Genomic DNA, 13,420 nt, shown 5'->3' on the forward strand with positions numbered 1-13,420 from the left:
AGCTTCGACGTGCCCGGACCACGCCCTCCAAGCACCACGACCACAGCGAGTACCGCAGGTGCTGCGAGCGCCGAGAAGCCCCAGACCGTTCCCCGTCCGGCCGCCGCACGTGCGCGACGGCCAGCAGGCTTCGGGGTGCCGGCTCAACCGTTGACGAACATGGCTGAGTGGCTGGGGCATCGCGACCCGGGATCACCCGTCAGACCTACGCGCACGTGATGCCCGATGCTCCGGGGCGCTTGAGGTCTCTGATGGATGCCGTCTTCACGATGCAGATCGAGCTTGACCCGCCCCTTAAGTTCGTGGCGGTGGTTGAGGCGGACTGAAGCAAGATTGCGACCGCGTGGTGCCTCAGCCAGGCGTACGGCTGAGGGACCGTGCGTTCGGTCCGGACCCGCCATGAGGTCGGCGTTGGTCCCACAGGTCGTACTACGGTGAGTGACGATCTGCGGTGCCTGTTGACAGGTTCGCAGCTCGCCGGACTGGTCACGTCCTCGCTCCGCACCCAGCACGAGATTTCCGGTGCTGGTTCGGTGCTGACTTCGGAGGGTCAATGTCGGGAAAGCCGCAGCTCGTAGCTCTGATCGGATGAGTTGTCGTACCACTCGATGGTGGTTCCGATGAGGGAGGCCGCGACGATGCGCTTGAGGTTGTTCGGGGCTGGTGGAGCGGCTGCGGGCGACGACATCGGCACCACTTCCTGGGGTGTGACGGAGTGTGACGGGGGACGTTTGCGTGTCGCCACACCGTAGGAACACGCAGATCACAGGCGTATGTGGTGGGACACCATAGTTCTGGGCCTGGAAGTGCGTGCACCCACTATGTGAGCGCTGTCCGGGCCTGATACCACCGCACTGGGACCGCCGGCCGGTCCCGGGGACGGTGGCATCGGGTACCCGGCTGCGTCCGCTCAGCGGTCCTTCGCCAGGGCCACGAGTTCGGCGAACAGCCCGCCCCCGGCGGTCAGTTCCTCGTACGTCTCCCGCTCGACGATGCGGTCGGCCGGGCGGGTGTTCTCCAGCTGGTGCGTGACCACGACCGTCGTGCGTTCCGCGGCGATCCTCTTGATCTCCAGGAAGATGGCGTGCTCACCCCGGGCGTCCATCCGCGAGGTCGGCTCGTCGAGGATCACCAGGGGGCGTACGCCGGTACAGCGCGCGTCCGCACACCAGGCGCTGCCACTGCCCGCCGGACGGTTCGGCGCCGCCCCACAGTTCCCTGGCGAGGAGCGTGTCGAGCCCCTGGGGAAGCCGCTCGATCGGCTCCCGCATGCCGACGGCGTCGACGACGTCCCGCACCGGCCCGTCGTCGAAGGTCCTCGGCTGCCCGAGGGTGATGTTCTCCCGGTCACGCAGGGGCCAGCAGGCGAAGTTCTGCGGAACGAGCGCGGTCCGCTTCCACACCGCTTCGGGATCGGCGTGGGCGAGGTCGACGCCTTCCCACAGGACGCGTCCCCTGTCGGCGAGGAGGATGCCGGTGACGAGCTTGGCGAGGGTGGACTTGCCCGATCCGTTCTCGCCGACGATCGCCACGATCTCGCCCCGCCGCAGGGTGAGCGACACCCCCGCGACGGCCGGTTCCGTCTTGTCCGGGTACCGGTAGGCGACCTCGCCGAGGCGGATCTCGTCCACGCGTGCCGGGATCGTCGCCTCGCCTCGCCGCTGGGCGCGTGCGGCGGCCATCTCGAGGAAGGCCCGCATGTCGGCCAGGTAGAGCGAGGTGTGGAACATCGCCGCCCCGTGGACGACGAAATGACCGAGCGCGCCGAGCGTGTCTGCACGGCGACGACGGCCGTGGCGGCGACGGGCAGGGCGACCCGGCCCCCGGCGGCCAGCCAGGCGAGGGCGGCCCAGGTGCACAGCAGGAACGCCCCGCCCAGGAAGCTGGTGGTGAGCGTGATGCGCAGCAGGCGCGGCGCCGCGGTGAGGGTGCGCTGGTCGATGCGGTCGGACAGGGCCCGGTACCAGTACACGAGGTAACCGGTCACGCCGTTGGCGCGGACCTCGTCGCCGAAACGGGAGTAGACCGCCCACCTGCCCGAGGACCGATGGCAGACGGCGGCACATCACGGCGAAACCGGCGTCCGCCGGCGGGTTCTTGCCGTGCTCGCCCTCGAAGGTGAGGGTCGGGGGTGGCGGAGGCGGTGGCGTCTTCTCGTCGGCGGTCGAGGCGTCGGGCACGGTCGTGTGCGTCCCTCCCGGAGGTCGGCGCCGGGCCCGGACGGCTCGGCGGTGCCCGGATCAACGACGTGCCGCCTGAATCGAACACGCTCGATTCCGGACGGGCCGGGACCCTTGCCTCGCAAGGGCTCGACACCCGCGAGGCGGTGCTGGGGCCGCGCGCGGGCGCAGGTGATCGGCCGAATCGCGGAGACTCGAAACGCCTGTGACGGACGGGTGTGCGGCGCGGCTCCCCGGCACCGGGGGCGGCCTCCCGACGCCGCCGCCCCGTCGGGTCGTTGTGCCGGCGGAGTGACCCACCGGCCCGCCTGTCGCAGCCCCGGACCCCGCTCTGTCTCTCTGGTGAATCAGCGCCTCAGCGAAGGGAGACAGTGATGAAGATCGTGGTCGTCGGAGGTACGGGGCTCATCGGCTCGCAGGTGGTGGCACTGCTGCGCGCCGCCGGGCACCAGGCCGTGCCCGCCGCCCCCTCCACGGGTGTCAGTACCCTGACCGGCGAGGGCCTGGCCGAGACCCTCGCCGCCGCGGACGTCGTCGTGGACGTGTCGAACTCGCCGTCCTTCGACATCGAGGCGGCGCTGGACTTCTTCACCCGCTCGGCCCGCACCCTGTTCGCCGCCGAGAAGGAGGCGGGCGTCCGCCACCATGTCGCTCTGTCGATCGTCGGCGTCGACCATGTGCCCGGCTACGGCTACTACGAGGCCAAGATCGCCCAGGAGAAGGCCGTGCGCGACAGCGGCGTGCCCTACAGCCTCGTGCGCGCCACGCAGTTCTTCGAGTTCGTCGCCCCGGTGATGGACCTGTCCACCGAGGGGCACCCGGGTGCGGCTGCCGTCCATGCGGCTGCGTCCCATCGCCTCCGCCGACGTCGCCTCCGCCGTCGCCGAGGCGGCGCAGGGACGGCCGTCGAACGGCATCCGCACCATCGCCGGCCCCGAGGTGTACCGGCTGGACCGGCTCGGCGAGATGACCCTGGCGGCGAGACCGGACGGCCGCACCGTCGTCACCGACGAGACCGCGGGCCCGTTCGCGGGCATGCCCGACGTGCTCACCGGCGACGACACGGCGCACCTCGCCGCCACCCGCTTCGAGGAGAGGCTGAAGCAGAGCTGACCCGACGGACCGTGGCACTCACCAGGGCGACCGCGGCCCCGTCCCGCACGAGCGGCAGCAGGGGCACGGCGCCCGCCGGCCTCGACGACGTCGTACGCGGCGCCGGTCAGCCTGCGGGCGCGTCGGCCCGGGGAACGGGGAGTGCGGGATCGTCAGGGTGCGGGACGGGTAGATGCCTCCGGAGGAAGCCGCCCGGTCCCCCGAAGAAGGGCGAAGAAAGGTCCTCGGCCGCCGATGAGTTCCGCCGGGCGGCCCGGTCTCCCTCTCCGCAAGGCACACCGAGCTCAACACCCCGCAGGAGAAACCGACATGAGCGTGACGTCCTCTCAGAACCCTGGCGCACGGACCGAGTCCCGCAGCTCTCTTCTCACCACCCGGCCCGTCTGGCTGGTCGGCCTCCTGGCCACCCTCGCCGGTGCCGTCCTGACGGAGGCGTTCGCGCTCCTCATGCGGGCCGCCGGTGTGCCGATGGAGGCGGCGAGCCCTGGTGCCAAGGAGGCGGCGGAGATCCCCGTGGGCGGCTTCTTCGGAGGTGTGGTGTTCTGGTCGGTCCTCGGCATCGTCCTCGCGATGGCCCTCGCCCGCTGGGCGAAGCGGCCCGCACGCACCTTCATCGTCACCACGGTCGCGCTCACCGTCCTGTCCCTCGCCGGGCCCGCCGTCGCCCCGCACACGGCCACGTCCACCCAGATCGTCCTGGCCGTGTCGCACGTGGTGGCCGCCGCGGTGATCATCCCCCTCCTGGCGCTGCGCCTGTCCCACGTCCGGCGGTGACATCGGCCCCCGCCGCCACCCCGGACGACCCCCGGATCCCGACACGGCCCGTCGCGCCCCACCGCCGACGGGCCGTCGTCATGTCCGCACCACCGCCCTGCGACCTCCCCGCCCTGCGACCTCCCCGCCCCGCGACCTCCCCGCCCCCGCACCCCGCACCCGACCCGAACGGCCCAAGGGCACTGAGCCGGAGGAGGCGACCGTGGATGAGCGGTGTGAATGTGGTGGAAGGGATGGGCGTGCACACCGGGACAAGGAGGCGCGATGGCGGACGGGGTGGCCGAAGTCGGCACGGCGGGTACGGCGACGCGGGACGGCGCGGACCGGTCCCCGGGCGTCTTCGCGCGGATGAGTGCCGTCGCCGACGCCGTCCTCTACGAGGGCTACCTCCTCTACCCCTACCGCCGCTCCTCCGCCAAGAACCGCGTCCGCTGGCAGTTCGGGGTGCTCTTCCCCCGGGACTGGGTGGAGGCGGACGGTCCCGTCGTGCCCGGCGTCTCCGGGTCCGCCGACTCGTGGTACCAGCGCACCGAGTGCCTGCTGCGGATCCGGCGGCCCGACGACGCCCGGGTCCGCGTGCGTGTCCGTTACCTGCAGATGCAGCGCAAGCAGGTGGAGGGCGCCGGCCACCGGCCCGTCGCGTCCCTGCGCACGGACGACGGCGCCGAGCACCTGACCTTCGACGAGGCCGTACCGTGTGACGGCGAGGTCGAGGTGCCGCTCGACGAGCTCCTGCGGGGTGGACGCACCGTGCCCGTGGGCGCCGCGGCCGGCACGGACATCGAGCCGCTGCCCGGCGGCGTCGGCCGGATCGTGCGGCACCGCGAGGACGTACGGGCCGAGACGACCGTCAGCGCGGAGCGGCTCACCGACGACCTGTGCCGGCTGCGCGTACGGACCGTGAACACCGGCCCCGCCCCCCGGCCGGATGCCCCGCGTGACGACGCGCTGAGCCGGGCCCTCCTCGCCACCCACACCCTCCTCGGCGGCGAAGGCGTGGAGTTCGTGTCGCTCGTCGACCCGCCGGCCGAGCTGGCCGGGCACGCGCGCTCCTGCCGCAACGCGTTCACGTTCCCCGTCCTCGGCGGCCCCGCCGGAGAACCCGGCCACGTGATGCTCTCCGCCCCGATCATCCTGCCCGACCACCCCCAGGTGGCCCCCGAGAGCCCGGGCGACCTGCACGACGCCGCCGAGATCGACGAGATCCTCACCCTGCGCACGATGCTGCTGACCGACGAGGAGAAGCGCGAGGCGCGGGCCACCGACCCGCGGGCCGCCGCCATCCTCGACCGCGTCGACACCATGCCGCGGGAGGTGTTCGAGCGCCTGCACGGCGCCGTCCGCTCCCTCGCCCCGGCCGCCCCCGTGCCGCAGAAGCCCGCCGAGCGCCCCGCCTGGTGGCAGGAGGGCGCCGACGACGGCCTCTCCCCGTCCACCGACACCGTCCTCCTCGACGGCGTGCCCCTGGGCGGCGGCAGCCGGGTCCGGCTGCGCCCCCGGGGACGCGGCGCGGACGCCCAGGACATGTTCCTGGCCGGACGCACCGCCGAGGTCGCCGCCGTCTTCCACGACGTCGACGGCAGCGTGCACCTCGCCGTCACCCTCGACGACGACCCCGCGGCCGAACTGCACAACTGGTACGGCCGTTTCCACTACTTCCGGCCCGACGAGCTCGAACCCCTCGGGCCCGCCGGAACCCCGGAGGAGCCGTCGGCACCGGCTCCCGTCGCGGCCCAGGCCCGGCACACGACCGACTCCGAGACCCCCGCAGCGGAGGCCGAGTGACATGACCACGTACAGCAGCACCACCGACGTCAGCAAGGAACCCTCCCGGGCCGAGGACCGGCGGGAGCTGGAGGAGATCACCATCCTCTGGATCTCGGAGGGCATGAGCTGCGACGGCGACACCGTCTCCCTGACGGCCGCCGACCAGCCCTCCATCGAGGACCTGGTGCTCGGGCTGATCCCCGGGCTGCCCAAGGTGAACCTCGTCAACAAGGTCCTCTCCCCGAGCCTGGGCGGCGAGGACTTCCTCGCCCCCTACCGGGCCGCCGCACGCGGCGAACTGGCCCCGTTCGTCCTCGTCATCGAGGGCTCGATCCCCAACCAGAACATCATCGAGGGCGACGGCTACTGGACGTCCTTCGGCAACGACCCGGAGACCGGCGAGCCGCAGACCCTCAACTGGTGGATCGACCAACTCGCCCCCAAGGCCTGGGCGGTGGTGGCCGCCGGCACCTGCGCCACCTTCGGCGGCATCCACGCCATGTCCGGCAACCCGACCGGCTGCATGGGCCTCGCCGACTACCTGGGCTGGGACTTCGTCTCCGAGGGCGGCCTGCCGGTCGTCAACGTCCCCGGCTGTCCCATCCAGCCCGAGAACTTCATGGAGACCCTGATCTGGGTCCTCTACCACGCGGCCGGCTCCGCGCCCCCGCCTCCGCTGGACCACATGCTGCGCCCGCAGTGGCTGTTCGGCAAGACGGTCCACGAGGGCTGCGACCGCGGCTCGTACTACGAGCAGGCCAGTTTCGCCAAGGACTACAACTCGCCCAAGTGCCTGGTCAAGACGGGCTGCTGGGGGCCGGTCGTCAACTGCAACGTGCCCAAGCGCGGCTGGATGGCCGGCATCGGCGGCTGCCCCAACGTCGGCGGCATCTGCATCGGCTGCACCATGCCCGGCTTCCCCGACGCCTTCATGCCGTTCATGGACGAGCCCCCCGGCAGCACCCTGTCCTCCGTGGTGATCAAGCCGTACGGGGCGGTCATCCGCCGGCTGCGCGGCATGACCAACGAACTGGTCAACCACGAGCCCAGGTGGCGCCACAACAAGCGCAAGCTGACCAGCGGCTACGACCCGCGCTGGCGGCCCTGATGAACCGGACCACCCACCACACCACCGACAGCGAGGGGCAGTACCGCAGATGACCACCACCGAGGCCCGGCCCACCGAGCGCAAGCCGCCACAGCTCGTGGACATGTCCTGGGACCCGATCACCCGCATCATCGGCAACCTGGGCATCTACACGAAGATCGACTTCGCCAACCGGGAAGTCGTCGAATGCCACAGCACCTCGTCGCTGTTCCGCGGCTACTCGGTGTTCATGAAGGGCAAGGACCCGCGCGACGCGGGCTTCATCACGTCCCGGATCTGCGGCATCTGCGGCGACAACCACACCACCTGCTCCGACTACGCCCAGCAGATGGCCTACGGCGTCAAGCCGCCCCCGCTGGCCGAGCACATCGTCAACCTCGGCGAGGCCGCCGAGTACATGTTCGACCACACGATCTTCCAGGACAACCTGGTGTTCGTGGACTTCTGCGAGGCCATGGTCAAGGCCACCAACCCCGGTGTGCTGGCACGCGCCGGACGCACCGAGGCGCCCCGCGGCGACATCCACGGCTACCGCACGATCGCCGACATCATGAAGGCCTTCAACCCCTTCGAGGGCGAGGTCTACAAGGAGGCGCTGAAGGTCAGCCGGGTCACGCGCGAGATGTTCTGCCTGATGGAGGGGCGGCACGTCCACCCGTCCACGCTGTACCCGGGCGGCGTCGGCACGATGCCGCAGCCGACCGTCTTCACCGACTACCTCAGCCGCCTGATGCGGGTCATCGACTTCGTGAAGAAGGCCGTCGCCATGAACGACGACGTCTTCGACTTCTTCTACGAGGCGCTCCCCGGCTACGAGGAGGTCGGCCGCCGCCGCGTCCTGCTGGGCTGCTGGGGAGCCTTCCAGGACCCCAAGGTCGTCGACTACCGCTACGAGACGATGAACACCTGGGGCAAGGCGATGTACGTCACCCCCGGCATCGTCGTCGACGGCGAACTGGTCACCAACAACCTGGTCGACATCAACCTCGGCCTGCGCATCATGCTCGGCAGCTCCTTCTACGAGGACTGGACGAACGAGCAGCCCTTCGTCACCCACGACCCGCTCGGCAACCCCGTCGACATGCGCCACCCGTGGAACCAGACGACCCTGCCGGAGCCGCAGAAGCGCGACTTCGACGGCAAGTACAGCTGGGTGATGAGCCCGCGCTGGTTCGACGGCCGCACCGGCGACCACCTCGCCCTCGACACCGGCGGCGGCCCGCTCGCCCGCCTGTGGTCGACCGCGCTCAGCGGCCTGGTCGACACCCCGTACATCAAGGCCACCGGCCACAGCGTGCGCATCTCCCTGCCCAAGGGCGAGTCCCTTCCGGAGACCACCTTGGAGTGGCGCATCCCGCGGTGGAGCAACACCATCGAACGCGACCGCGCCCGGCCCTACTTCGTCGCCTACGCGGCCGCCATGGCCCTGCAGTTCCTCGAAGAGGCCATGGGCCTGGTACGGGCCGGCGAGACCAAGGTCTTCGAGAACTACGAGGTGCCCGACGAGGCGATCGGCTGCGGCTTCCACGAGGCGGTGCGCGGCGTCCTCTCCCACCACCTCGTGATCAAGGACAAGAAGATCGCCAACTACCACCCCTACCCGCCCACCCCGTGGAACGCCAGTCCCCGCGACATGTACGGCACTCCCGGCCCCTACGAGGACGCCGTCCAGGGCCAGCCCGTCTTCGAGGAGAACGGGCCGGACGACTTCAAGGGCGTCGACATCATGCGCACGGTCCGCAGCTTCGACCCCTGCCTGCCGTGCGGGGTGCACATGTACGTCGGCGAGGGCAAGACGCTGACCACCCTGCACTCGCCGACGTACGGGGCGAACCATGGCTGAGGCCGCTCCCGCCCGGCTGGCGGACCCGGACGTCGAGGCCCGGCTGGCCCGCCTCGACGAGGTCCTGGACGGACTCGAACCCGTCCCCGGCCCCGCCACCGAGGCGGTCCGGCTGCTGACCGAGGTCTACGGCGAGGCCCTCGCCCGCGTCCTCGACCACGCCGACGGGCCGCTGGCGGCACGCCTCGCAGACGACGAACTGGTGGGCCATCTGCTGGTGCTGCACGACATCCACCCCGAGTCCGCCGAGCAGCGGGCGGCCCGCGCCGTCGAACGGCTGCGTCCCGCCGTGCGGGAGCGCGGCGGGGACGTGGAGTGGGCGGGCGTGGACGGGCAGGTCGCCCGGGTGCGGCTGACGACGGGCGGCGGCTGCGGCTCCGGCTGCGGCGGCGGTGCCCCGGACGTCACCGAAGTGGTCCGGGAGGCGGTGCTCGCCATGGCCCCCGAGCTCACGGCGGTGCAGTCGCTGACACAGACGCCCCCCGCCTTCGTACCGCTGACCACGCTGACCCGACGGGACGCGCAGTGACCACCGACGGGGCCCTGGCCCGCCTCATCCGCTCCTCGGCCGAGCGCGGCGCGGCGGCCGGGGCGGAGGGGTGCGACCTGTGCGCCGCGCCGGTCTCCGACGAGCACGCCCATCTGCACGACTCCGCCCGGGACGAGGTGCACTGCGCCTGCGGCCCCTGCTCGGTGCTGTTCACCGGGTCCGGGGCGGGCGACGGCACGTACCGGCTCGTGCCGCGGCGCCGGGTCCGGCTGCCCCGCCTCGACACGGCCGTGCTGGGCGTACCGGTCGGCCTGGTCTTCTTCGTCCCCCGGGCGGACGGCACCGTCACCGCCCAGGGCCCGAGCCCGGCCGGGGCCATGCGCTGGGAGGTGGACGCGGCCGCCTGGCGGGAGCTGGCCGGGACGTGTCCGCAGCTCGCCGACGTGGAACCCGAGGTGGAGGCCCTGCTGGTGAACACCGTCCACGGCCTGGACCACCACTGGATCGTGCCGATCGACGACTGCTACCGGATGATCGCCGTCGTCCGCAGGGAGTGGCGCGGCCTGTCCGGCGGGGGCCGGATCTGGCCCGCCGTCGAGCGGTTCTTCGAGGACCTGACCGAGCGGCCATGAGCACGCACTCCGCCAGGCGGAGGCGAGGAAGGAGTGACCATGGGCAGCATCAGAGTGGGCCGGGCGCAGGCGAAGCCCGACACGCCCCGGCACGTCGCCGGCATGCACCAGGGCAACAAGGGCCGGTACGAGGAACAGCAGGGACACCACGAGGACGGCACCGCCGACGCGCGCCGCTCCACGGGAATCCACTGGAAGCGGCATGACGCCCTCGCGGCGACCATGCCGAACATCTCGCCGGGATGAGCAGCGTGACGAGAGAGCAGGGAGTCGCCGCGATGAAGGTCCAACGAGCATGCGGATTCGCCCCGCCCAGACGGAGCCGGACGAGTGGACGGCGGGCGCTGAAGACCGAGGCCCTGCTGGTGGGCGGGGCGGTCCTGGCGCTGCTGGCCTGGGAACTGCCCAGCCTGCGGCGCGAAGTGCGGATCTGGCGGATGGCCGGCGGTTTCCGCGCCGGCCGCCGCTACCCGTGAGCCGGCCGTGCACGAACTGTCGATCGCGACCGCGATCATCGAGCGCGCGGGCGAACTGGCCCGGGCCGGCGGGACGGACGCCGTCGGGACGGTGACCGTCCGGGTCGGCGAGCTGGCGGGTGTCGTCCCCGACGCCCTCGGCTTCGCCTTCGACGTGGCCCGCGACGGCACCGCCCTGGCCCGCGCCGAGCTCGTGGTCGAGCAGGTCACCGCGCGGGCCTGGTGCGAGGCGTGCACCGAGGACTTCCCGGTGGGCATGCCCCCGTTCTTCTGGTGCCCGCGCTGCGACCGGCCCTCGAGCGACCTGCGCAGCGGCCGGGAGCTGGAGATCACGGGCATCGACCCGGCCCCGGCCTGACCCGGCAGGGCCCCGCCGGCGCTCGTGCTCCGGCGAGGCCCTCGCGCGCGCTGCGCCCGGGTCAGCAGATCCGCGGCAGTTGCTCCCCGAGCGGCAGGTCCACCACCCGCGTCCCCCCGAGCCCGGTGGCCACCACCACCATGCCCGGATGGTCGGCGACGCACTCGCCGATCACCGTCGCCCCGGCGCCCTGCGGATGGGCGCGCATCGCCGCCAGCACCTCCTCCGCCCGGGCCGGCGGCACGAACGCGACCAGCCGCCCCTCGTTGGCGACGTAGAGGGGATCGAGGCCGAGGAACCCGCAGGCGTTGGCCACCCCGTCCGGCACCGGAACGGCCCGTTCCCGGAGCCGGACCCCGGTCCCGGAGGCCCGCGCGATCTCGTTGAGGGACGCGGCGAGGCCGCCCCGGGTGGGGTCGCGCAGCACGTGGAGGTCCGGCGTGACCGCCAGCATCGCCGCGACCAGGTCCCCCAGCGGCGCGGTGTCGCTGGCCACCTCCACTCCGAACTCCAGCCCCTCCCGCACGCTCATGATCGCCACCCCGTGCAGGCCGATGGGCCCGCTGACGATGACGACGTCCCCGGGCCGCGCCCGCTGGGGCCGGATGTCGACGCCCTCGGGCACGAGCCCCACCCCGGCGGTGGTCACGTACACCCCGTCGCCGTGCCCCGACTCCACCACCTTGGTGTCACCCGTGACGATCGTCACCCCGGCGGCCTCGGCGGCCGTGCCCATGGCGCGCGCGACCCGCTCCACGACGGTCAGCTCGACGCCCTCCTCCAGCACGAACGCCGCCGAGAGGCAGGCGGGAGCCGCCCCGCTCATGGCCAGGTCGTTGACCGTGCCGTTGACCGCGAGGTCGCCCAGGCAGCCGCCGGGGAAGAACAGCGGCCTGACCACGTAGGAGTCGGTGGAGAACGCCAGCCGCGCGCCGCCCAGTTCGAGCACGGCGGAGTCGGTGAGGGCGGCGAGGGAGGGATTGCCGTAGGCGGGGGTGAAGACCTGCTCCACCAGTTCCGCCGACAGCGCGCCCCCTCCGCCGTGCCCCATCACCACCACCCCCTGGTCGCGCAAGGGGGCGGGGCAGGTCCAGGCGGCGGGGTCGACCACGTCGGCGAGTGGTTCAGACAACGGGAGCCACCTCCTGCGCGGCCCCGCCGCGCTGCGGCGCCGGGGCGTTCATCCGGCGGTACAGGTAGTAGGCAGCGCAGGCGCCCTCGCTGGAGACCATGGTGGCGCCGAGCGGGGTGCGCGGGGTGCAGGTCGTGCCGAACGCCGCGCACTCGGTCGGTTTGATCAGCCCTTGGAGCACCTCCCCGCTACGGCACTCGGCGGGTTCCTCGGTCCGGATCCCGGTGACGTCGAAGCGGTGCTCGGCGTCGTACGCCCGGAAGGCGTCGGACAGCCGCCAGCCGCTCGCCGGGATCCGCCCGATGCCGCGCCAGGACCGGTCGCAGACCTCGAAGACCTCCTCGATCATGCGCACCGCGGCCGGGTTGCCCTCCTCGCGCACGGCCCGCGGGTAGGCGTTCTCCACCCGGTGCTCCCCGCGCTCCAGCTGACGGACGGCCCGGCGGATGCCCTCCAGGATGTCCAGCGGCTCGAAGCCGGTCACCACCATCGGCACCCGGAACCGCTCGGCGAGCCCGGGGTACTCGGCCATGCCCATCACGCTGCACACGTGCCCGGCGGCCAGGAAGCCCTGCACCCGGCACGCCGGGGCTGTCATGATCGCCTCGACGGCCGGGGGCACCCGGACGTGCGAGACCAGCAGGCTGAAGTTGTCCAGGCCCAGACGGCGGGCCTGGTGCACGGCCATCGCGTTGGCCGGCGCGGTCGTCTCGAAGCCGATGGCGAAGAACACCACCTGCCGGTCCGGGGTGCGGCGGGCCAGCTCCAGGGCGTCGAGCGGTGAGTAGACCACCCGGACGTCGCCGCCCTCGCCCTTGACCCGGAACAGGTCCCGGCCGGTGCCCGGCACCCGCAGCATGTCACCGAAGGAACAGAAGATCACCTCCGGCCGCGAGGCGATCTCCAGCGCCTTGTCGATCACCTCCAGCGGCGTCACACAGACGGGACAGCCCGGGCCGTGGATCAACTCGACCTTCTCCGGCAGCAGTTGGTCGATGCCGTGCCGGATGATCGAGTGGGTCTGCCCGCCGCAGACCTCCATCAGGGCCCAGGGCCGCGTGGCGGTGGCGTGGATGTCGTCCAGCAGCCGCCGGGCCAGGTCGGGGTCGTTGAACTCGTCGATGTACTTCACCGGGCCTCACTCCCGCTCTCCCGCCGGTCGGCCACCGCGGTTCCCGCCTCCTTCGCCGCCTGCTCCCAGGCGTCGCCGAACTCCTCGTCCAGCAGGCCCAGTTCCTCGAAGAGCTTCAGCGAGGCCAGGGCCGACTCCTCGTCCAGGCGCTGCAGGGCGAAGCCGACGTGCACGATGACGTACTCGCCCACCCGCACGTCCCGCACGTACTCCAGGCACGCCTGTTTGCGCACTCCGCCGAAATCGATCAGCCCGGTGAGCGGATCGGCGCCGTCGTCGATGGCCACGACCTTGCCGGGCACTGCCAAACACATGGGTCACTCCGTAAGTTGTTAGGCGGCCCGGGAGGGCCGGGTGTGGCTTATGGGTTCTTGCCTTCAGTGGCTTCGAAGGAGTGGCCGCCCGGCTCTCCGGG

Annotated in this window: 12 protein-coding genes and 2 pseudogenes; 10 read left to right on the forward strand and 4 right to left on the reverse strand. The window is 72.1% G+C overall.

Going from position 1 to position 13,420, the window contains the following annotated elements:
* Window positions 1-910 precede the first annotated feature (910 nt).
* Window positions 911-2,032, reverse strand: a pseudogene (locus ACFW6P_RS29995) (ATP-binding cassette domain-containing protein); the annotation flags it as partial.
* Window positions 2,033-2,554: 522 nt separating this feature from the next.
* On the opposite strand from ACFW6P_RS29995, the pseudogene ACFW6P_RS30000 reads away from it, so the two are divergent.
* From ACFW6P_RS30000 to ACFW6P_RS30045, 10 genes and pseudogenes are all read left to right on the forward strand, one after another.
* Window positions 2,555-3,293, forward strand: a pseudogene (locus ACFW6P_RS30000) (SDR family oxidoreductase).
* Window positions 3,294-3,602: 309 nt separating this feature from the next.
* On the forward strand, window positions 3,603-4,067 hold the full coding sequence (locus ACFW6P_RS30005) for a DUF6069 family protein (protein ID WP_386425482.1): 465 nt from the start codon (window positions 3,603-3,605) through the stop codon (window positions 4,065-4,067).
* A 264-nt stretch (window positions 4,068-4,331) separates the two neighbouring features.
* The gene (locus ACFW6P_RS30010) at window positions 4,332-5,852 is read left to right on the forward strand and encodes a hypothetical protein (protein WP_386359424.1); all 1,521 of its coding nucleotides are present in this window, start codon (window positions 4,332-4,334) and stop codon (window positions 5,850-5,852) included.
* Window position 5,853: 1 nt separating this feature from the next.
* Entirely contained in the window at window positions 5,854-6,942 is a 1,089-nt protein-coding gene (locus ACFW6P_RS30015; protein ID WP_386359423.1) for a hydrogenase expression protein HypE, read from the forward strand.
* Between the two features lie 49 nt (window positions 6,943-6,991).
* Window positions 6,992-8,785, forward strand: coding sequence for a nickel-dependent hydrogenase large subunit (locus tag ACFW6P_RS30020; protein ID WP_386359422.1), 1,794 nt, complete (start codon window positions 6,992-6,994; stop codon window positions 8,783-8,785).
* Complete coding sequence (locus ACFW6P_RS30025) at window positions 8,778-9,314, forward strand: NifU family protein (RefSeq protein WP_386359421.1); 537 nt, start codon at window positions 8,778-8,780, stop codon at window positions 9,312-9,314. The genes ACFW6P_RS30020 and ACFW6P_RS30025 overlap by 8 nt, the downstream gene beginning before the upstream one ends.
* Window positions 9,311-9,907 (forward strand): DUF5947 family protein, encoded by a 597-nt coding sequence (locus tag ACFW6P_RS30030; protein WP_386425485.1) that lies wholly within the window; start codon window positions 9,311-9,313, stop codon window positions 9,905-9,907. The genes ACFW6P_RS30025 and ACFW6P_RS30030 overlap by 4 nt, the downstream gene beginning before the upstream one ends.
* Before the next feature lie 39 nt (window positions 9,908-9,946).
* Complete coding sequence (locus tag ACFW6P_RS30035) at window positions 9,947-10,153, forward strand: hypothetical protein (RefSeq protein ID WP_386359419.1); 207 nt, start codon at window positions 9,947-9,949, stop codon at window positions 10,151-10,153.
* Window positions 10,154-10,185: 32 nt separating this feature from the next.
* On the forward strand, window positions 10,186-10,383 hold the full coding sequence (locus tag ACFW6P_RS30040) for a hypothetical protein (protein WP_386425488.1): 198 nt from the start codon (window positions 10,186-10,188) through the stop codon (window positions 10,381-10,383).
* A 7-nt stretch (window positions 10,384-10,390) separates the two neighbouring features.
* Window positions 10,391-10,741, forward strand: coding sequence for a hydrogenase maturation nickel metallochaperone HypA (locus tag ACFW6P_RS30045; protein WP_386359417.1), 351 nt, complete (start codon window positions 10,391-10,393; stop codon window positions 10,739-10,741).
* 61 nt (window positions 10,742-10,802) lie between these two features.
* Here ACFW6P_RS30045 and hypE read toward each other — a convergent pair whose 3' ends face one another.
* From hypE to ACFW6P_RS30060, 3 genes are read right to left on the reverse strand one after another with little or no spacing between them, the layout of a single operon-like run.
* Complete coding sequence (gene hypE, locus ACFW6P_RS30050; RefSeq protein WP_386359416.1) at window positions 10,803-11,873, reverse strand: hydrogenase expression/formation protein HypE; 1,071 nt, start codon at window positions 11,871-11,873, stop codon at window positions 10,803-10,805.
* A complete protein-coding gene (hypD, locus tag ACFW6P_RS30055) occupies window positions 11,866-13,005 on the reverse strand; it encodes a hydrogenase formation protein HypD (RefSeq protein ID WP_386359415.1) in 1,140 nt (379 codons plus the stop codon). Before hypD ends, hypE begins: the two co-directional genes overlap by 8 nt.
* Window positions 13,002-13,319, reverse strand: a complete 318-nt coding sequence (locus ACFW6P_RS30060) for a HypC/HybG/HupF family hydrogenase formation chaperone (protein WP_386425490.1) — start codon at window positions 13,317-13,319, stop codon at window positions 13,002-13,004. Before ACFW6P_RS30060 ends, hypD begins: the two co-directional genes overlap by 4 nt.
* Window positions 13,320-13,420 lie beyond the last annotated feature (101 nt).

The organism is Streptomyces sp. NPDC058741, from assembly GCF_042746715.1.
Lineage (GTDB): Bacteria > Actinomycetota > Actinomycetes > Streptomycetales > Streptomycetaceae > Streptomyces.